Origin of the sequence: Amycolatopsis sp. NPDC049691, from assembly GCF_040675005.1 — a bacterium.
Taxonomy (GTDB): Bacteria; Actinomycetota; Actinomycetes; order Mycobacteriales; family Pseudonocardiaceae; genus Amycolatopsis.
Window position 1 is genome coordinate 329,814 of record NZ_JBFANX010000010.1, and the last position, 19,607, is coordinate 349,420.

Sequence of the window (19,607 nt, forward strand, 5' to 3'; positions counted from 1 at the left end):
TAAAACCCGGCTCAACACTCACGACGCTTACGGCACCGGGGCGTAGCCGGACGGCGTCGCGGTGAACGTGCCGCGGCCCTGCGTCCGGCTGCGCAGCCGGTTCGCGTAGCCGAACAGCTCGGCCACCGGGACCGTCGCCGTCACCACGGCCGTGCCCGCGCGGACCTGCGAACCCGCCACGCGGCCGCGGCGGGCCGCGAGGTCGCCGAGCACCGTGCCGACCGCTTCCGCCGGCACCGTCACCGCCACCTCGGCGACCGGTTCCAGCAGCCGCAGCTCGCACGCGCGCAGGGCTTCCCGCAGGCCGAGCCGCCCCGCCGTGCGGAACGCCGGGTCCGACGAGTCCTTCGGGTGGGTCGTCCCGTCGGTCAGCACCACCCGCAGGCCCGTCACCGGGTGCCCGCCCAGCGGCCCCTCGGCCAGGGCGTCCCGGCACCCGGCTTCGACCGCGCGGACGTACTCGCGCGGCACCCGGCCGCCGACGACCGCCGAGGCGAACTCGAAGCCCTCGGCGGCCGGCTCGACGTCGAGGACCACGTGGGCGAACTGGCCCGCCCCGCCGTCCTGCTTGACGTGCCGGTACAGCAGCCCGGACAGCCCGCGGACCACGGTTTCGCGATGCGCGACCGAAGGACGGCCGACCGCGACTTCGAGCCCGCGGTCGAGCCGCAGCTTCTCCACCGCCACCTCCAGGTGCAGCTCGCCCAGGCCGGACAGCAGCGTCTGCCCGGTCTCCGGATCGGTCCGCACGACCAGCGACGGGTCCTCCTCCGCCAGCCGCGCCAGCGCCGATGCCAGCCGTTCGCCGTCACCCGCCCGGCGGGCTTCGACGGCCACCGAGACCACCGGGTCCGCCGTCGGCGGCGGCTCCAGCAGCACCGGGGCGTCCGGCGCGCAGAGCGTGGCGCCGACCCGGGCCGTCTTCGGCCCGGCCACCGCCACGATGTCGCCGGCCACCGCGCAGTCCAGCTGCGCGTGCCGGTCCGCCTGCACGCGCAGCACCCGCGCGACGCGCTCGACGCGCTCGCCGTCGCGCACCTGATCCCCCTTCCGCAGCGTTCCCGAATACACCCGCACGTACGTCAGCCGGCCGGTGGCGGTCGCGACCACCTTGAACACCAGCGCGGCCAGCGGCGCCGCCGGATCGGCGGGCCGGTCGGCGCGCACCGGCGGGACGTCCGGCGGCGACGGCAGGTAGGCCACCACGGCGTCGAGCAGCGGCTCGATCCCGCGGTCGCGGTAGGCCGCGCCGCACAGCACGACGAGCCCGTCGCCGCTGAGGGTCAGCGCCCGCAGGGCCTTTTCCAAGGTCTCCGCCGAGATCGTCCCGGTGGCGCAGAACTCGTCCAGCGCCACCGGGTGCAGCTCGGCGACGGCCTCTTCGAGCACCCGGCGCCGCCGCCGTGCCTCCGCCGAGGCGTCCTCCGGCAGGCGCACGAGGTCGACGACACCGGTGAAGCCGTCCTCGCGCCCGATCGGCAGCTGCACGACCAGCGGCGCCGGGTGCAGCCGCGCCCGGATCGACGCGACGGCCGCGTCGAGGTCGGCGCCCGCGCGGTCGAGCTTGTTGACGAAGGCGATCCGCGGGACGCCGTGCCGGTCGGCCTGGCGCCACACGGTTTCGCTCTGCGGCTCGACCCCCGCGACGCCGTCGAACACGGCGATCGCGCCGTCGAGGACGCGCAGCGACCGCTCGACCTCGGCGGTGAAGTCGACGTGGCCGGGCGTGTCGACGACGGTGAGCCGGTGGCCGCGCCACGTGCAGCCGACGGCCGCGGCGAAGATCGTGATGCCGCGGTCGCGTTCCTGCGGGTCGAAGTCGGTGACGGTGGTGCCGTCGTGGACCTCGCCGGTCTTGTGGGTGGCTCCGGTGACGTGCAGGATCCGTTCGGTGACGGTGGTCTTGCCCGCGTCGACGTGGGCGAGGATGCCGAGGTTGCGGACGGTGGTCAGGTCGTGCGTGCGCATGGCGCTGTCCTTTGCGGACGATCCGGTGGTGGCGGCGCGATTCCGCACCGTGCCGGTCAGTCCACAGTGGAGGATGACGCAGTGGAGAACGACGCAGTGGAGTGCGGCACGGGGTGCCGGTGCGAGCCGCGCGGCAGGCACCGGGGGCGCGGGGACACGAGGATCACCTCGGACCGCGGGCGGGAGACGACGGCGACGCGCACGGCCGGCTCCCTTCGTTCGACGCGGTCTCGGACTCCGGGCAGCGTAGCGGCGGTTCTCCGGGCCACCAACCGGTTTTGCAGGCCGAAGGCCGCTCCGGGCTCCCGGAGCGGCCTTCGGCGCAAATGCGACTAGCTGGGGTCCTGGTCCAGCTGGGTGGCCTTCACCGCGTTGCCGACCTGGGTGCAGTCGTCGGCGGTGATGCCCGCGGTGCCCGCCTTGGCGAGCGCCGCGCAGGAGGAGTTGAGGGCGTCGCCGACGTCCTTGAACGTCGCGCTCTGGGTGAGCGTGTTCTCGACGCCCCACCAGATCTGGACGGACTTGTCGAGGCCGAGGCCGCGGACCGTCCGGCCGTTGAAGGTGTCGCCGTCGGTGATGAGGTAGTCGGCCTTGTTGACGACGCCGTCGTTGATGTGCTCGTCCGGGTTGTTCGTGTCCCAGCCGGGGCCGTTGACCATGTCCGGCTGCGGTTTGAGCGACGAGCGCGGGTCCTTCATGTTCCGGATCGCGCCGAGCGACGAGCCCGCGCCGAGCAGCCAGCGGTTGTCGCCGGTGTCGTTCGGGTCGTTCGAGGTGATGCCGATGAACTTGCCGAAGACGTCGGACAGGCCCTCGTTGATCGAGTCGGCCTGGCCGCCGCTCAGGCCGGACGTGTGCTGGGTGACACCGTGGGTGAGCTCGTGGCCGGTGATGTCGTCGGTGGTGACGCCTTCGCCGAAGGCCATCTGCTCGCCGTCCCAGAAGGCGTTGGCGAACGGGCATTCGCCGCTGACGCAGATCCGGACGGTGCCGCGCAGCGCCTTGCCGGTGCCGTCGGAGTAGTCGGCGCCGATGAGGTTCGTGAGGTCGACGCCGACGTACTTCTGGTAGAAGTCCGAAGCCTGGCCGAAGAAGGTGTAGACGTTGTTGACGTCGGCGACGCCCGACTCGGCGCCGCCTTCCTTGCGGGTGACGTCGAAAGCGGTGCCGCAGCGCACGGATTCGGTGCTGCCGCTGACCACCTTGTGGTTGGCGTCGCAGACGTCCCGGTTGGCCTCGCGGACCTCCGACCACGACGTCAGGACGTCCCGCGTGCCGGCCTTGACTACCTCGGTCCACTTGTCGTTCAGCTTCGCGCCGTGCACGGTGACCTGGTAGGCCGGCACGGCGATGCCGTCGCCCTTCCCACCGCCGAGGGTGGCGTCGTACCAGTACGCGCGGGGCGCGTCGGCCTTGAGGGTGTTCTCGGCGAGGCCGGTGCGCTGGGCGACGTCCGCGATGGCGGCGTCCGCGGCACCGGCGTCGCTCGCCGGGAACGCACCGCTGGTCTTCTTCGTGGTGCGGCCGTGCGTCGCGAGGACCGCGCCGGCCTTGTCGCGCAGCTGGACCAGCTGGCCGCCGAACACCGGCACGCCGCCGATCTCCTGCTGCGACCGCACGACGCTGCCGAACGGCATCGCGAGGGCGTTCAGCGCGTGCATCGACGGCTGCGCGATGGTCGCGTAGGCCGGCGAGCCGGTCGTGGCCAGTGACACCGCGACGACGGCCGCGCTCACCGCCGCCGTCCCCGCGATGATCCGTTTGCGTGACACCCGGTACACCTCCGTGGAAACTTGATCACCTGTCGTGAAGTCCGAGCAGGGTCACATGCCCCGAAGGGGTCGCACACCGGTCGAAAGTAGGTAAGTCACCATGTTGGAGTCGAAGGTCGGTAGTTAATCACCGACATTTCGGGCGGGCCGGTCGCTGGGGCGCCGAGGCCGGTTGGGGCCGCCGACGCCGGCCGGGCGCGCGGCAAAGCGGGTGCCGCCGCGGCGCGACCACTCGAAGCTCGAGCATCACGGGGGGTGTCGAGCTGCCGAAGCCGCCCAGCCGGCCTCAACCCGCCGGCGGGGCCACCACCCGGAGCTGGAGCATCGCCGCGAAACGAGCCTCCGGGTCCGCCATGTCGAAGCCGCCGACCTCGGCCAGCCGGCGCAGGCGGTACCGGAACGTGTTCGGGTGGACGTGCACGGCGGCCGACGCGGCGATCACGTCGCCGAACGCGTCGAGCCAGGCCCGCAGCGTCTCGACGAGGTGGGCGTGGTGCTGCTCGTCGTAGTCGAGCAGGCGGGCGACCGGGCCGGTCGGGCGGTCGCCGCGCGCCGCGACCAGGTCCTGCAGCTCCAGCAGCAGCGCCTCGACGTGCACGTCGGCCAGCGACGCCACGCGGCGGCCCGCGCCGCTGCCCGACCGCAGCACGCGCAACGCGCGGTCCGCGCTGTCGCGGGCTTCCGGGAGCTCGGCCGCGCTGCGCGCCACCGGTCCGATGCCGATGACGGCCCGGACGCGGTCGCCCACCCGGTCCAGGAAGTCCTTCGCGATCCGCAGCGCGCGGCGTTCGCCGTCGGCGTCGCGGGTCACCGGGACCAGCCCGTACGCCGTGTCGCCGACGAGCGCCGCCGCGCAGCGCGGGTGGACCGCGCTCAGGTGCATCGCGAGGCCGTCGGCCAGCCGCTGCCGCTCGGTGGCGAGCTCCGCGTCCTCGGCACCGTTTTCCAGCACCGCCAGCGAAAGCACGACGACCGGCTGGTCGGCCAACCCCAGGCGGCTCAACGCTTCCCGGGCGGCCGCCCCGCCTTCGAGGGCCGTGCTCAGCAGGTCCGCGCGCAGCCGGCGTTCGACGTCGGCGCCGGCCCGGACGCGCAGCAGGTGCAGTGCCACCAGGCGGGCCGCGTCGCACAGCGCCTGGGTGCGGTCGGGGGTCAGCGGTTCGCGGACCGCCGCCCAGATCGAGCCGAGGATCTCGTCGCCGGCCCGGACCGCGACGGCGACGCGCGGGATCATGAACCCGTCGGGGCTCTCCGGCGGGCGGTCGACGTACACCGGCCGGTCACTGCGGTAGAGCTCGCGAAACACCCCGCGGTCGGCCAGCATCCGGGAGAACCGCTCGGGCACCTGCCGCCCCAGGATGGTCTCGACGCGCGAGGGGTCGGCTTCGTCCTGGCGGCCGGAGAACGCGAGCACGCGCGAGCGGCGGTCCTCGATGGTCACCGGCGCGTCGATGAGCGCCCCGATCGCGTTGGCCACGGCGAAGAGATCACCCGAGGGCAGCCCGGCCAGGGTCTCCGGTTCGGCGTCGCCGACGTCCCCCTCGGCCAGCAGCGACCGCAGCATCGCCGCCAGCTGGGCCCACGACGCACCGCGGGCCAGGCTTAGCAGCGCGACGCCGGACTCCTCGACGGCGGCGGTGATCGCGGCCGTCACGGTGACCGGCGCCCGCAGCACCAGCCCGGCGGCGTCGTGGCGGGCCAGGATCCGCAGCTGGCGCACCACCTCGTCCGGTTCGGCGAGGCCGACGCCCAGCACCAGCGCGTGCTGCGGGAGCGCGGGCTCGTCGAGCGGGTCGTGGATCGCGACGCCGCCGATGCCGCCGGGCCGGTCGGCGTCCCCGAGGACGAGGTCTAGGAGCGTGCCGCCCAGGTCGTCGAGGACGCGGCCGAGGCTGGCGTGCGGGCGCAGGTTCACCGAAACGAGCACCTCCCGAAGCTAGGCGGGACACCGCCAGCCTAGTTCGTCGGGAGGGACGAATTCACCTCGTCGATTCGTGCGCCCGCACGAACGCGGCTACGACGTCAGCTTCGCCGCCACGTTGTAGGCCTCGACCTGCAGCCGCGCGCCCGGCACGCGCCGCCGCGGCTCGACGCGGACCGTGCGGCTCTCCCCCGGCAACAGCCAGAAGTAGTTGTCGCCGTAGCGGGTCGGCAGGACGCGGTCGACGCCGTTGCGCTCGCGCAGCGACAGCCGGATCATCGCCGCGACCGTCCGCCCGTCGTTGCGGACGGTCGCGGTGAAGGCGTCGCCGTCGGCCTTCAACGACGACGTCAGCCGCGCGCCCGGCAGCTGGTTGAGCGCGCGCATGGCCGTGTCGCTGCGGTAGCGCCAGTACGTGTTCTCCGCCAGCACCGCCCCGCCCGCGTCGGTCAGGGTCAGCCGGAGCAGGTGCAGGTCCGGGTGCCCGGCGTCGAACGGCACGGTGAACGCCGGAGCGCCCACGTTCGCGGCGACGTCGAGCTTCTGCTGCACCGGAGCGCCGAGCGAGGCACCGTCCAAGGAGAACAGCCGGGCGGTGACCGTCACCCCGCTCAACGGGGCCGGCGTGTGGTTGACGACGCGGATCTGCCACGTCGTCAGGTCGGCCTGGACGTGCCGGGCCTCGCAGCCCTTGCGCGCACCGTAGTAGCTGCCGTTGACGTCGAGGTCGTAGTCGTAGGTCTGCCACACCGTGCTGTGCCACGCGGGGTGCGACATCCAGAGCAGCACGCCGGTCGCGTCGGCCCACAGCTTCGTGTTCCACGCCTCGAAGATCGCCCGCATGTTCTCGTAGTTGACGAACTGCGCCTTCCGGCAGAACTCGGCCAGGCTCGTCGAGGGCGCGAGCCGCGCGTCGATCGCGGCGAGGTAGCTCTGCGGCGACTGGTTGCCGCCGGTGGACCAGTCGTGCAGGAACCACGGCGCGCCGATCGGCCAGCCGGGGTCGCCGGAGCCGACGAGGTTGCGCATGCTCTCCACGACCGACACCGTCGGCAGCCCGATCTCGCTCCAGAACCCGTACTTGCCGCCGGTCGCCTCACCGGTGAAGTAGCGCTTCGGGTCCTGCCAGAAGTAGGGGCCGTCGCCGGTGATCACCCCGCCCGCCGAGTTGCCCTGGTACAGCAGATCGGTGTTGGCGTGCACGATGTCCCGCAGCGCGTTGTCGATCACCGGCGGCGGGGTGCCTTCGTTGCAGCCGAACCAGACCGTCGCGCACGCGTGGTGGCGGTAGCGCAGCACGGTGTCCTTCGCCTGCGCGAGGAAGATGTCGTGGTTGGCCGGGTCGGTCGACCAGCCGTCCCAGAACTCGTTCCACAGCAGGATGCCGTACTTGTCGCAGGCGTCGAACAGCTCCTGGCGGTAGGACGAGCCGACCCAGTTGCGCAGCAGCGTGAAGTTCATGTCCCGGTGCAGGGAGACGACGGCGTCGGTCCGCTCGGCCGGCATCCGGCGCAGCAGCTCGTCCCAGCCCCAGCTGCCGCCGCGGGCGAACACCTTGACGCCGTTGACGAGGAAGGTCAGCGGCTTCGGGCTGTTGTCCACCGACGCCGCGTCGGTCCACGTGTCGCCGTCCTGCGACACCTGGATCTTGAAGGTCGCCGCGTAGGCGGTTTCCCAGGTCAGCACGACCTTGTCGAACGCGGTCGCGGCGCCGAGGTCGACCTGCAGCCACTGGTTGTCCTCGTAGGCCGACGTCCAGCGGGTGTTCGGGTCGCCGTCGAAGGCCCGCTCGGGCGGGTTGCCGTCGGCCACCGACAGCGAACTGGCCGCCTTGCCCTGCGCCACGTCCGTGCCGGAGCTGTCGAGCACGGCCATCGTCCAGAGCGAGAAGCCCCAGCCCGTGGCGCGCTTGAGGCCCTGCATGCGGACGAACCGGGCGTTCTGCGGCGCGAGGTCGACGGTCTGGGTGGCGCGGCCGTCGGCGATCACGATCGGCAGGTCGTACCGGTAGCCGATCTCGCGCAGGCCGATCTTGACCGTCCGGCGGTCGCTGGTGCTCGCGCCGATCGCCGCGGTGAGCGTCAGGTCGTACAGGTTCGGGTCGCCGTAGCCGTTGGGCCACCACAGCTTCGGGTTCTTCACCACCTGCTTGGGGAACGCGACGTCGGTGGTCTGGCCGGCCGGGACGGTGACCGTGGTGGACACGCTGACGGGCCCGAAAGCCGCGCCGACCTTGACGCGCTGGGCGGTCGCGGCGGCGTTGCGCACCGGCACGGTGAGCGTCACCTCGGCCGTGGCCGCGTCGGGCACCTTCGTGTCGACGCGGACGTCACCGAGGACCGCCGCGCCGGTCGAGCGCAGGCGGACGTGGTCCCAGATGCCGGACGCGCGGTCGCGCACCGCGGGCATCCAGTCCCAGCCGGACACCGCGAGGTAGGTCGGCGAGTTGTCGAACATGGTGCTGCCCGCGTCGCGCCAGGAGCTGCCGTCGGCGCCCTTGTCGCCCGGGCTGCCCGGCCGCGGCATCGGCGAGATCTTCACCGCGAGGGCCTGGTCGCCGGTGCGGCGCAGCGCCGCCGTGACGTCGTACGCGCCGCGGCCGAACGGGTGGCTCTGGGTGCCGATTTCGGCGCCGTTGAGCCAGATCTGCGCTTCGTGGTTGACGCCGTCGAACTCGAGCCAGACGTGCCGGCCCGGCGAGGTGTCGAGGCCGCGCGGGAGGGCGAAGCGGCGGCGGTACCACCAGGCGTGGCGAGAGAGCGCTTCCGGGACGTGGAGCTGGTTCATCCCGGAGACCGGGTCGGGCAGCTGGCCCTGCTCGACCAGCGACGCGAGGACCGTGCCGGGGACGGTCGCCGGGAGCCAGCCGCGGGTGTCCACGGTGGTTCCGGAGAGCGCCTTGCCGTCACCGGTGGGCGCCCAGTCGTCCATGGTGAGGACCCAGCCGGACTCGAGCGGGACGGTGCCGTCGGCCGCGACGGCGAGCGCGGGCGGGTCGTCGTTCGGGCGGACGGGGAAGCTCGTCCAGCCGCGGACCGCGGGCCGGTTGTCCTTGCTGGTGCCGAACACCTGGAAGCCGTTGAGGCCCAGCGGGTTGGTCGTCGACCGGCTCCCCGCGCTGAAGCGGACCCAGCGCGCGGTGACGGCCGGCAGCGGGATCGTGACGACGCCGCCGGTGCCGGCGTCGGTGTGGTGGACGGTGCGCCAGGCCTTGCCGTCGCCGGAGACGTCGAGGTCGAAGGACACGGCGTAGCTGGAGAGGATCTCGAAGCCGCTGGTGTGGCTGCGTGAGCCGGCAGCGTCGAACGCGGGGTCGCCGGGCTGGGCTTCGAAGGTCAGCACGACCGAGTCGATCCGGCACTGACCCTGGAGGTCGACGACGATCCACTGGCCGTCGCCCGGCTCGGCGCGCCAGCCGGACCCCTTGACGCCGACCTGGGCGAGCCCGTCGACGGCGAAGTCGGCCGGGGTGGCGGCGTAGGCGGTCGAGGACACCTGCACCGGGCGGAACAGGGCCAGGTCGGTCTTCGCCGCCTGCGCGTCGGCGGCGGCGGGCGCGGCGGACGCGACCCCGGGCAGGACGGCCGCGAGGCCGAACCCGGCCAGCAGGCCGGTCCCGGCGGCCAGGACGTGCCGCCGCGAAACGGCGGTCACCTCCGCGGGCTCGACATCGGCGGCGATGCCGTACTCCTCCGCCATGGGAGAACTCCGTTCGGGCGTGGGTGACAACGTTGCCAGGAAGCTTCCGCCGCGCGCGCAGGCAGCGTCAAGAAGACAAGGAGGACAAGAATTAGGAAGAATGACATCGATGTCGGCCGCTGGCTCGCGGCGCACCGGTGAGCGGCACCCGCACCGGAGTGCAACGAATCCGCATCCGGCCGCCCCGGCGCGACCTAAGCCCGCACGCTCTCCACGGCCAGGTCCACCGCCGACGCCAGGTCGTTCACGCGCGCGAAGCCGCGATCGCCGAGGTGCGCCCAGCCCGGCCCCGCCGTGCCCACCACCCGGCCCAGGTCACGCACCCTCGCCGCGAGGAGGTCGTCGGCCGTCGGGGGTGCCAGCGACCACAGCAGCACCAGCACCGGGTCCAGCCGCGCGGCCAGGTCGGCGACGGTCTCCGCCGGGACCAGCTGACCCAGGTACGCCACCGGGATGCCCGCCTCCGCCAGCGTCGCGCGCAGGGCCTCCATCGGCAGCGAATGCCGCTCGGCCGGGCAGCAGGCCAGCAGCACCGGCCGCCCCGGCACCGCCTCCGGGAAGCGGTGGCTGAACCGCTCGAACGCGAGCGAGATCTCCGTCGTCAGCGCCCATTCCGACGCGAAGCAGAGGTCGCCGCGCTGCCAGCGGTCGCCCAGGCCGCGCAGGACCGGGGCCAGGACGTCGGTCCACGCCGCCGCCGGGCCGAGCGTGCCGAGCGTTTCGTCGAGCAGGCCCGCGACCGTGGCCGAGCGCAGGTCGTCGGCCGCCTCCTCGAGCTCGCGCACCCGGCGGGCGGCCGGCACTTCGGGCGGGTCCGCCGGCGCGCCGCCGAAGGCCGCCGCGGCCGCCTCGCGCACCGGCATCCCGCGCCCGACGAGCCGCTGCATGTGCTGCAGCCGCCGGACGTCGGCGTCGGAGTAGCGGCGGTGGCGGCCGGCGCCGCCCGCCGACGGGCCGATCCCGTAGCGCGCGCTCCAGCTGCGCAGGGTCACCGGCGAGACGCCGAGCAGCTCGGCGACCTTGCCCGGCGCCCAGGCACCCGTCCCGGACGGCTCGTCGACGCTCTTCGGTTCCACCGTTCCCCTTCGCCTCGATCGCCGCAGCTTAGCGACGGCGGGATCATGGGGCGGACGGCGACACGGCGGACAGACCCGGCGCGCGGGGAGAAGCGGACGTAACGGTCCGAAGCGCGCGTAGGGGGGGACGCGGCGGCGGGGCGTCGGCCTGCCGCGTCCCCCCTTCGGCGCCGCCCGGCGCCGGGACCCGGCCCGCGTCAGCCGGATCCGGACGGCCGCGGGGTGTGGCAACCCGCCACGGCCGGCACGTCGCGCGACGGTGCGGGCACCCCACGCTACCGCGCCGCGCAACGCTCGTGCATCGTTATCCCTCGGATGCCGCAGCGATCCGGCGCACCGGGAGGGAATGATCTCGGGTGCCGCCGGGTAATTCGCACCGCAGGAGGGACCCCGATGACCGAAAACCGCACCACGCCCCGCTTCGCGACGACGACCGACGCCGGCGTCACGACCGTCCGCTGCGCCGGCGACCTCGACCTGGCCACGACGTCCCGGCTGCGGGAAGTCCTGCTGAGCCCGTTCGCCGACGGCGTCCGCGGGGTCGTGGCCGACCTCACCGGGACGACGTTCTGCGACTCGACGGTCTTCAGCGTGCTCGTCGAGGCCTACCGCGAAGCGCTGGCGCGGAAGATCCCGTACGCCATCGCGGCGGCGGAGATCGCGGTCGCCCGGCCGCTCGCCATCCTCGGCCTCGACCGCGTGCTGCCGCTGCACACCGGGCTCGCCGAGGCCCGCGCGGCGGTCGCCGGGGCGGCGGCCACCCGCGTCTCCTGAGCCCTCAGCCGGGGAAGTCCGGGTGCAGCACGTCGTCGAGCACCGCCCGGTGCGCGCGCCGCAGCTCCTCCCCCGGTTCGACGCCCAGGTCCGCGGCCAGCCGGTCGCGGATCCGGCCGTACGCCGCGATGGCCTCGGCGCGCCGGCCGGTGGCCTGCAGCGCCCGCATCAGCAGCGCCGCCACCGGCTCGCGCAGCGGTTCGACGGCCAGCGCGGCGGACAGCTCGTCGGCGGTTTCGGCGTACCGGCCCAGCCGCAGCTGCAGCCGCGCCTTGCGGGTCAGCATCGTGGCGCGGCGCTCGGTGAGGCGCAGCCGCTGGCCCTCGGCGAACGGGCCCGGCAACCCGGCGAGGGGCTCGCCGTGGAAGAGGCCGAGCGCGGCGGACCAGGATTCGACGGCGGCGGCCGGCTCGTCCGCTTCTTCGGCGGCGGTGGCGTCCGCGGCCAGCTCGGCCAGCCGCGCGGTGTCGATCCGGACGCCGTCGACGGCGAACCGGTAGCCGCCGCGCGTGCGGCCGATCACCGAGTCCGGCGTGCGTTCGCCGGGCGCGCGCAGGCACTTGCGCAGCCGGTGCACGTAGACCGGCAGCACGCGGCCCCCGGTGCCGGGCGGCTCCAGCCCCCAGACGCCGTCGAGCAGCTCGGCCTGGCTGACCGTCACGCCGGGGCGCAGCACCAGCGCCGCCAGCAGGGCCTGCTGGCGGACCGGGCCGAGGTCGAGCGGGGTGCCGCCGCGCCAGGCGCGCAACGGTCCCAGCACCGAGAACCGCAGCCCCGGCGACCGATCCGGCTCCGGCACGGCCGGCCGGACCGGCGAGGCGTCCACAGTGGACCCCCGCGGGCTGACGATGCCGTGGTCGAAGGCGTACACGACGGCCGCGGCGCGGTCGCGCAGGCCCAGCTTGGCGAAGATCCGGCCCAGGTGGCTCTTCACCGTCAGCTCGGAGACGACGAGCGTCGCGGCGATCTCGGCGTTGGACAGCCCGCGCCCGGCCGCGCGCAGCACGTCGAGCTCGCGGGGCGTGAGCAGTCCCGGCGGCGGGCCGGCGGGCTCGTCGGCGGGGGCGCGCCGGTAGGTGGTGAGGACGCGCGCGGTCACGGCAGCGTCGAGCCAGGCGTCCCCTGCGGCGACCGCCCGGACGGCCCGGATGAGGTCCTCGGCGGGCGAGTCCTTGAGGATGTAGCCGACGGCGCCCGCGCGCAGCGCGCCGGCCAGCAGCTCGTCGTCGTCGAAGGTGGTGAGCGCCAGCACGGGCGGGCGGCCGCCGATCCGCCGCGTCGCCTCGATGCCGTCGACGTGCTTCATCCGCAGGTCCATCACGACGACGTCGACATCGTGGGCGGCCAGGGCGGCGGGGACTTCGGCGCCGTCGCCGCACTCGCCGGCGATGACGAACCCGTCCCGCCGGCGCAGGATCCGCCGCAGTCCGGACCGGACGAGCTCCTGGTCGTCGACGAGCAGGACGCGGACTTCGCCCGCGGTCATGGCACGCCACCTGCGAGTTTTGCCGTCGGCCCGGCGCCGAGCCGGCCCGCGAGCAGCCAGTCGTCGACCCGGACCTCTCCCGGGCTGCCCACGACCACCCGGCCCCGCCCGGCCACCGGCCCGGCGCCGAGCTGACCCGCAAGCAACCGGCCACCGACCTCGGCCGCCGTCATGAAGCCCCTCCCGCGGGCACGCCGACCGCGACCACCCAGTCCGGGCCCTCCGGGCCGGCCGTCAGCTCGGCGCCGAGCTGGCCCGCCCGCGCGGCCATGCCCTTCAGGCCCGATCCGCCGGTCACCGCCGCCCCCTCGGCCGGCAGCCGGTTGCGGACGATCAGCCGCGTCTCCGCCGAACCGACGTCGAGGCGCATCCGGGCCGGTGCGCCGTTGCCGTGCTTGGCGATGTTGGCCAGGGACTCCTGGGCGATGCGGTAGAGCCCGAGCCCGGCCAGGTCCGGCACCGCGGCCAGGTCGCCCTCCTGCTCGTAGTGGACCCGCAGCCCGGCCGCGCGGGTGCGCTCGACCAGCGCCGGGATGTCGCGGGCGCCCGGCAGCGGGCGGGTTCCGGCGGGCGCCTCGGCGAGCAGCCCGACCGTCCGGCGGATGTCGGCCATCGCCGTCCGCCCGACGCGTTCGGCTTCGGCGAGGCCTTCGAGGGCTTCCTCGACGTCGCGGTCCTGCTGCAGGGCGTGGCGGGTGCCGGTCAGGTGCAGCAGCGTGATGCTCAGCGAGTGGGCGACGACGTCGTGGACCTCGCGGGCGATCCGCTGCCGTTCGGCGAGGACGGCCTGGTCGCGGACGGCGTCGCGGGCGGCGCGCTCGGCGTCGAGGGCCCGCACGTACCAGCGCATCATGAACCCGCCCGCGGTGCCGAGCAGGACCGCGGCGACGTAGACGGGGAACCCGACCAGCCCGACCCGCGCGGCGGCCACGGCCAGGGTGGCGACGCTCGCGACGGCGACCCCGTAGGCGACGGCCGGCCGGGCGATGGCGGCGGTTTCGGCGGCGAGCACGACGAGGACGACCGGCGCGAAGTCCGGGACGGCCGGGCGCGCCAGCAGGATCGCGACGGCCGCGAGCACGGTGAGCGCCTTGAGCCACGGCGGGACGATGATCCCGGTGACGCTCCAGACCAGCGCGGTCACGATGGCGAGCAGCCCGGCGAGGGCGATCGGTGCCGGCGGCACCAGCGCCCCTCGCTGCGCCACCGCCGCCACCGCCAGCACCACCCCGAAAGCGGTGACACCCACGGGGACCCACCACGGCAGCCCGATCCCGGCGCGGCCGAGGCTCGCCTCCAGGCGGGCCCGGATCCCGCTCACCGCCCTCGCCCCACGACGGACAGCCTAGGAAGCGCACGCAGCACGCGCATCCCGCCCCGGGAGGAAGTTGTGGTTCACCCGGATTTCATCGGCGCAGGTCCGTCCACTGTGGCCCGGGCCAGCGCGCTGGTGGCGGGCGGTGGCGGCTCCTCGCAAACTTGACAATTGGCGACTCAACTCGGTTCGTCCCGCGAAACCCGGCCCAGCCGTCTTCCCGATCGGGTGGCTCACCGGGCGCCCGCGCCGGCCCGCCGCTATCGTCCGCCGCGGAGTCCACAGTGGACAGGGGAGGTCCCGTGCGCGTGACCCACGCCGCCCTCGCGGCGCTGGCGGCCTGCGGGCTGGTGGCGCTCTCGCTGCCGCCCGGGCGGACCGCGCACGCGGACCCGCTGCCCGACGGCCTCGGCCCGTGCGTGCCCGGCACGTGCCCCACCGTCCACCCGCCGGTCGGCAACGGCCCGTTCGCCGGCCGGGACAACGCGATCACCGTCTTCGCCGGCGGCGACATGCGCGTGACCGGCAGCGCGGCCGAGGCGGAGGGCCGCGTGGTCGTCGGCGGCAGCTTCACGCTGCGCAAGACGTCCGGGTCGTCGATCTACAACGTCGGCGTCGCCGGGGTCGGCTCCCGGGTACCGCCGCCGGACGGAGCCGACTATCTGACCGTGGGCAAGGACCTCACCGTCGCCACCGGGCAGCGGCTCGACGCCGTCGGCGACTCGGCGGGCGGTACCGTCCGCCACGCCGGGACGGTCACCGGCACCGTGCTCGGCAAGCTCGTCCACGACGCCGCCGCGATGGAGCCGTACGCCGGCCTGCGGGGCCGGCTCGAGGCGGCGAGCAAGTGCTACGCGCGAGCGGCGCTCACCGGGACCGCGAAGAACGAGGGCTACCGGACGCTCTTCACCGGCGACGGGAAGGCGAAGCTGCAGGTCTTCACCATCGAGCAGGACATCGCCGGACCGGGCGGCGGCACGCAGGGCATCGAGTTCGCCGGCATCCCCGAGGGCGCGACGGTGCTGGTGAACCTGACCGGACACGCCCGGACGATCAACACCTACAGCGGCACCCTCGGCGACTCCGACCCGCTCAACCGGCTGCGGCCCCGCCTGCTGTGGAACTTCCCGGACGCGAGCACGGCCGCCCTCACGGGCAGCGGCATGTTCCAGGGCAGCGTGCTCGCCGGCAACCCGGCCGGGACGACGACCGTGACGCTGCCGGGCACGAACGGCCGCTTCTTCGTGGCGGGCGACCTCGTCCACGGCTCGAACGGCGGCCAGGGCAGCGGGCAGGAGTTCCACGCGTACCCGTTCGTCGGTGACCTGCCTTCGTGCGACGGGAAGCCCGAGCCGACCACGACCGGGCCGACCGCCACCACCACGACGACGACCACCACGACGGCCGGCCCGACGACCACGACCACGGCCACCACCAGCCCGGCCACCACCAGCCCGGCCACCACCAGCCCGACGAGCACGGCTCCGACCACGACCGCGCCGTCCACGGCGACGAGCGTCGTCACCACCACATCGACCCCGACCGAGGCGCCCACCTCGGCGAGCACGAGCGCGACCGCGCCGGCGAGCCCGGCGGCGACCGCGCCGGCCGGCCCCGCGGGCACCGGCGGCCTGCCGGCCACCGGCACCGACGCCGGCCCGGTGATCGGCCTCGGTGCCCTCCTCCTCACCGGCGGTACCGCGCTGGTGCTGTTCACCCGCCGGCGACGGACCTGACCGCCGGGCGAGTCGTCCACAGTGGAGCCCGGCCGCACTGCGGGCGCACGCCGGCCATGCCACGATCAGGTGATGTTGCACGGCGCCGACGGACCTAACCGTCTCGTAGCACCGCGGTAATGAAACGTCACTACGGTCTCCGGCCTATGTCGATCGGGCAGGTGGCGGACGTGGCGCCACCACAAGGTGAACGAGTGCTTCGGGAAACGAGCGGAGGACGGGCGAGACCGGGCGGTCGGTGGCTGCCCGTCTACGGGGCGCTCCTGGGGGCCGCGGCCTTCCTCGTGGTGCGAGGCAGCCTCACCGACGACGGCTACATCACCCTCGCCTACGCGAAGAACCTGGCCGTGCACGGCGAATGGGGCATCATCCCCGGCTCGCCGGCGAACTCCGCGACGTCCCCGCTGAACGTCCTGCTCCTCGGCGCGCTGACCCTGGTGACGCGGATCGCGGGCGGCCCGCACCCGGTCGTCGCGCTGGGCGTGCTGACCGTGCTGTGCGGCGGTGTGCTCGGCTGGGCGTGGCAGCGCATCGGGCGCCACCTCGCGCTGCCACCGCTCGCGGGCGGCCTCGGCGTCGCGCTGGTGCTGCTCAACCCGTTCGTGTTGTCCGCGATCGGCCTCGAAGTCCTCCTCATCCCCGCCGTCCTGCTCGTGCTCACGGTCTTCGCCCTCGAAGGACGGCCGGTCCTGTTCGGGATCACCGCCGGGCTCACCGTGCTCACCCGGCTCGACCTCGTCGTGTTCGTGGTGGTGATCGCGCTCGGCGCGCCGGCGATCCGGCGCCGGCTGCTGCCCGCCGCCGGGACCGCCGTGCTGACGGCCGCCCCGTGGTTCGTCGTGAGCTGGCTCTTCTTCGGCTCGTTCGTGCCCGACACGCTGGCGATCAAGCAGACCCAGGCGGGGCTGTTCGCGCCGTGGACCTACAGCACCGGCCCGGTCATGTACTACCTCGGCTACCCGGTCACCGTGCTGGTGACGTTCGTCCCCGCGCTGCTCGGCGTGGTCGCGCTGGCCGGGTGGGCCGCGGCGCGGTTCGCGGTGCGGTGGCCGGAGTTCCCCGCGCTCGGCCCGGTCGCGGCGCTGGGCGCCGGCGGAGTTCTCTACTTCGTCGCGTACTCGTTCCTCGGGGTCGGCCCGTTCCACTGGTACTACGTGGCGCCGACGACGACGGCCGGCTCGTTCGCCGTCGTGGCCTTGGGGGTGTGGTTCGGTCAAGCGCGGCAGCGGCCGGCGTTGCGCACCGGCCCGCCGCTGCTCGCCCTCGGGGTCGCCGGGGTGCTGGTGCTGGGCGCGGCGGCCGTCGACACCGCGCAGGGCTTGCCGTGGAAGTCCCCGGTCATCTTCGGGAACTGGGCCGGCGCGCAGGACTACGCGCGGGTCGGCAAGGCACTCGGCGAGCGGCTCGACGGCGCCAGCGTGGCCAGTCCCGGCGAGATCGGCACGCTCGCCTACTACTGCGAATGCGCCATCATCGACGAGTTCTCCGACCGCGGGCACGCGAAGGAACTGGTCGAGCAGCGGATCGCCACGGCGAACCCGCTGATGAGCCTGGCGCTGCGGGTGAACTACCACTGGCTGGACCGCTCGATCACCCCGCGCAAGCCGGACTACCGGCTGCTCTACGGCGCGGGTCCGGCGACCGGGCCGGACAGCTGGCAGGTGTACTCCGCGGCGAAGGGCGTCGGCCACTTCACCCTCACCCGCGAACCGTGACCGCGACGCTGCGGCGGGAGCCGGGAGCCGCCACGGCGGCCTCACGCTCCCGTGGCCTGGTGCTGCCCGGCGTGGTGGCGCTGCTGTCCGCGGGCGTCTTCGCCCTCGTGCGCCCGCACCTGGTCGACGACACCTTCATCACGCTCTCCTACGCGCGCAACCTGGCCTTCCACGCGCACTGGGGACTGATCCCGGCGGAGACGTCGAACACCGCGACCTCGCCGCTGAACGTCCTGCTCCTGGCCGCGCTGACGGTCGTCCTGCGGAACGCGGTCCTGGCCGCCGGGGCGCTGTTCGTCCTCGGCCAGGTCGCCCTCGCGCTCGCGCTGCGCCGGGCCGGTGACCGGGCGGGGCTGCCGGCGTGGTTCGCGCCGGGTGCCGTCGCCCTGCTGACGGTGAACCCGCTGCTGCTGTCGTCGATCGGGCTGGAGGCCGAGCTGGGCGCCGCCGGGCTCGCCTGGCTGCTGGTGTGCGCCGCGGACCGGCGGCCGGTCGCCTTCGGCGTGCTGACCGGGCTGCTCACCCTCGTCCGGCCGGACCTGGTCGTCATCGCGCTCGTGCTGTTCGCGTTGCGGGCCCGGTTCTGGGTGAAGGCGTGGCAGTCGGTGCTCGCCGCGGCGGCGGTCGCGCTCCCCTGGTTCGCGTTCAGCTGGGTGGTGCTGGGGTCGGCGGTGCCGGACACGGTGATCATCAAGACGCTGCAGAAGTCGTGGGGGCCGTGGGACTTCGGCAACGGCCCGGGGCTCTACGCCGAAGTCTTCCCGTTGGCGACGGTGGCGGCCTTCCTCCCGGCCGCGCTCGCCCTGCTCGCGTTCGCGGTCTGCCTGGTGGACGCGGCGCGGCGCGGTCCACTGTGGACCCGGGTGCGGCCGTTCACCCCGCTGGTGCCGGCCGGAATCGCGCACTACCTGGCCTACTCGCGGCTGCACGTGCCGCCGTACCACTGGTACTACGGGCCGAGCCTGGTCGCCGCGACGCTCTTCCTGGCGGCCGTCGCCGCGGCGACGGTCCGCGTGCCCGCCCGGGTGGCGGCCGCGACCGCCGTCGCCGGGGTGCTCGTCGTCAGCGTCGGCGCGTACGCCGCGGGCGGGCTGCCGCGGCGGTTCGCGCCGCTGATGTCCAACCACGCCGCGACCGCGGACTACGAGCGGATCGGCCCGGAGCTGGGCCGGCTGGTCGGCGGCGGCACGGTCCGCAGCGGCGGCGAGATCGGCGTGCTGGCCTACAGCTGCGGCTGCGCGATCGTCGACCTGTTCGACGACCGCGGCGCGGTCGGCCCGGCCATCGCCGAGCGGAAGGCGCACCTGGGCGCACTCGGCCGGGCGCTCGTCGACGCGAACTTCCGGTTCTTCGACTTCGGCGACCGGCCGATCGTCACCGACTTCGCCCTGGTCCGCGGCGACCCGCCGGCCGGCGCGCTCGCCCACTGGACGCTGACGTCGCCGTGGGCCGGCATCCAGCAGCTGTACCTCGTCCGGGGCAATGGAAGCGGAGCTTGACCATGACCTACCTCATCACCCAGCGCGGCCTGTACGCGGGCCCGGCGCCGATCGTGAGCAAGGACCTCTACGCGGAGGTCATCCGCGGCTCGGCGATCCGAGACCGGGACTCGGTCCGGCTCGGCCCCGGCACGCTCGTCTCGGGGAACACGTACTTCGGCCGTTTCCCGGCCAGCTACTGGCAGCGGTGGACGACGGTGACCGAGGTCTCGGTCGAGGCCGTCGTGACCGGCACCGGTCTGCTGTCGATGGGCGCTTCCGACGTCGAGGGTGAGCCGCGGGTGGTGGCCGCCGAGCAGGTCGCCGACGCCAAGCAGGCCAAGGTGACGCTGACGGCGAAGCTGGACAAGTTCTACGACGGTGGCGCGCTCTGGCTGGACCTGGAGACCGAGGGCGGCCAGACGCTGCGGGTGGAGCAGGTCCGCTGGACGGTCGAGGCCCCGGAGAAGATCCGCCCGACCGCGGTGACCATCTGCACGATGAACCGCGCCGACGACTGCCTCAAGAACCTCCAAGCCCTCGCCGCGGACGTCTCCTCGCTGGAAACCCTCGACGCGATCTACGTCGCCGACCAGGGCACCGACCTCGTCGAGTCCCGCGACGGCTTCGAGCAGGTCGCCAAGGACCTCGCCGACAAGCTGCACTA

General features: G+C 74.2%; 13 protein-coding genes and 1 pseudogene. 5 read left to right on the forward strand and 9 right to left on the reverse strand.

Features of this window, described 5'->3' with window-relative positions; genetic code table 11:
• Nucleotides 1-27 precede the first annotated feature (27 nt).
• From fusA to AB0J40_RS24560, 6 genes are all read right to left on the reverse strand, one after another.
• Entirely contained in the window at nt 28-1,968 is a 1,941-nt protein-coding gene (gene fusA / locus AB0J40_RS24535; protein WP_364456824.1) for an elongation factor G, read from the reverse strand.
• Nucleotides 1,969-2,024: 56 nt separating this feature from the next.
• Entirely contained in the window at nt 2,025-2,171 is a 147-nt protein-coding gene (locus AB0J40_RS24540) for a hypothetical protein (RefSeq protein ID WP_364456826.1), read from the reverse strand.
• Nucleotides 2,172-2,300: 129 nt separating this feature from the next.
• Nucleotides 2,301-3,740 (reverse strand): M4 family metallopeptidase, encoded by a 1,440-nt coding sequence (locus AB0J40_RS24545; protein ID WP_364456828.1) that lies wholly within the window; start codon nt 3,738-3,740, stop codon nt 2,301-2,303.
• Between the two features lie 286 nt (nt 3,741-4,026).
• Entirely contained in the window at nt 4,027-5,667 is a 1,641-nt protein-coding gene (locus AB0J40_RS24550; protein WP_364456830.1) for a helix-turn-helix domain-containing protein, read from the reverse strand.
• 87 nt (nt 5,668-5,754) lie between these two features.
• The gene (locus AB0J40_RS24555; RefSeq protein ID WP_364456832.1) at nt 5,755-9,360 is read right to left on the reverse strand and encodes a discoidin domain-containing protein; all 3,606 of its coding nucleotides are present in this window, start codon (nt 9,358-9,360) and stop codon (nt 5,755-5,757) included.
• Nucleotides 9,361-9,554: 194 nt separating this feature from the next.
• Complete coding sequence (locus AB0J40_RS24560; protein WP_364456834.1) at nt 9,555-10,436, reverse strand: MerR family transcriptional regulator; 882 nt, start codon at nt 10,434-10,436, stop codon at nt 9,555-9,557.
• Between the two features lie 393 nt (nt 10,437-10,829).
• Between AB0J40_RS24560 and AB0J40_RS24565 the strand changes: the two genes are divergently transcribed.
• Nucleotides 10,830-11,210, forward strand: coding sequence for an STAS domain-containing protein (locus AB0J40_RS24565; RefSeq protein ID WP_364456836.1), 381 nt, complete (start codon nt 10,830-10,832; stop codon nt 11,208-11,210).
• Between the two features lie 4 nt (nt 11,211-11,214).
• On the opposite strand, the gene AB0J40_RS24570 is transcribed toward AB0J40_RS24565, so the two are convergent.
• From AB0J40_RS24570 to AB0J40_RS24580, 3 genes are read right to left on the reverse strand one after another with little or no spacing between them, the layout of a single operon-like run.
• The gene (locus AB0J40_RS24570) at nt 11,215-12,696 is read right to left on the reverse strand and encodes a BTAD domain-containing putative transcriptional regulator (protein WP_364456838.1); all 1,482 of its coding nucleotides are present in this window, start codon (nt 12,694-12,696) and stop codon (nt 11,215-11,217) included.
• Nucleotides 12,693-12,869: a hypothetical protein gene (locus tag AB0J40_RS24575; RefSeq protein WP_364456839.1), complete on the reverse strand. Its 177-nt coding sequence runs from the start codon at nt 12,867-12,869 to the stop codon at nt 12,693-12,695. Before AB0J40_RS24575 ends, AB0J40_RS24570 begins: the two co-directional genes overlap by 4 nt.
• Nucleotides 12,866-14,017, reverse strand: a complete 1,152-nt coding sequence (locus AB0J40_RS24580) for a histidine kinase (RefSeq protein ID WP_364456841.1) — start codon at nt 14,015-14,017, stop codon at nt 12,866-12,868. The genes AB0J40_RS24575 and AB0J40_RS24580 overlap by 4 nt, the downstream gene beginning before the upstream one ends.
• Before the next feature lie 296 nt (nt 14,018-14,313).
• Between AB0J40_RS24580 and AB0J40_RS24585 the strand changes: the two genes are divergently transcribed.
• The 4 genes and pseudogenes from AB0J40_RS24585 to AB0J40_RS24600 all read left to right on the forward strand — a co-directional run.
• Nucleotides 14,314-15,747, forward strand: coding sequence for a choice-of-anchor A family protein (locus AB0J40_RS24585; RefSeq protein ID WP_364456842.1), 1,434 nt, complete (start codon nt 14,314-14,316; stop codon nt 15,745-15,747).
• A 194-nt stretch (nt 15,748-15,941) separates the two neighbouring features.
• Nucleotides 15,942-17,462 (forward strand): hypothetical protein, encoded by a 1,521-nt coding sequence (locus AB0J40_RS24590; RefSeq protein WP_364456844.1) that lies wholly within the window; start codon nt 15,942-15,944, stop codon nt 17,460-17,462.
• Nucleotides 17,459-18,961, forward strand: a complete 1,503-nt coding sequence (locus AB0J40_RS24595; protein ID WP_364456846.1) for a hypothetical protein — start codon at nt 17,459-17,461, stop codon at nt 18,959-18,961. Before AB0J40_RS24590 ends, AB0J40_RS24595 begins: the two co-directional genes overlap by 4 nt.
• A gap of 2 nt (nt 18,962-18,963) precedes the next feature.
• Nucleotides 18,964-19,607, forward strand: a pseudogene (locus AB0J40_RS24600) (glycosyltransferase family 2 protein); the annotation flags it as partial.

What these genes read in the sequence shown, in the direction of transcription:
- fusA (WP_364456824.1), bottom strand. Translation starts at nt 1,968, where the DNA reads ATGCGCACGCACGACCTGACCACCGTCCGCAACCTCGGCATCCTCGCC.
- AB0J40_RS24555 (WP_364456832.1), bottom strand. Translation starts at nt 9,360, where the DNA reads ATGGCGGAGGAGTACGGCATCGCCGCCGATGTCGAGCCCGCGGAGGTG.
- AB0J40_RS24565 (WP_364456836.1), top strand. Translation starts at nt 10,830, where the DNA reads ATGACCGAAAACCGCACCACGCCCCGCTTCGCGACGACGACCGACGCC.
- AB0J40_RS24570 (WP_364456838.1), bottom strand. Translation starts at nt 12,696, where the DNA reads ATGACCGCGGGCGAAGTCCGCGTCCTGCTCGTCGACGACCAGGAGCTC.
- AB0J40_RS24575 (WP_364456839.1), bottom strand. Translation starts at nt 12,869, where the DNA reads ATGACGGCGGCCGAGGTCGGTGGCCGGTTGCTTGCGGGTCAGCTCGGC.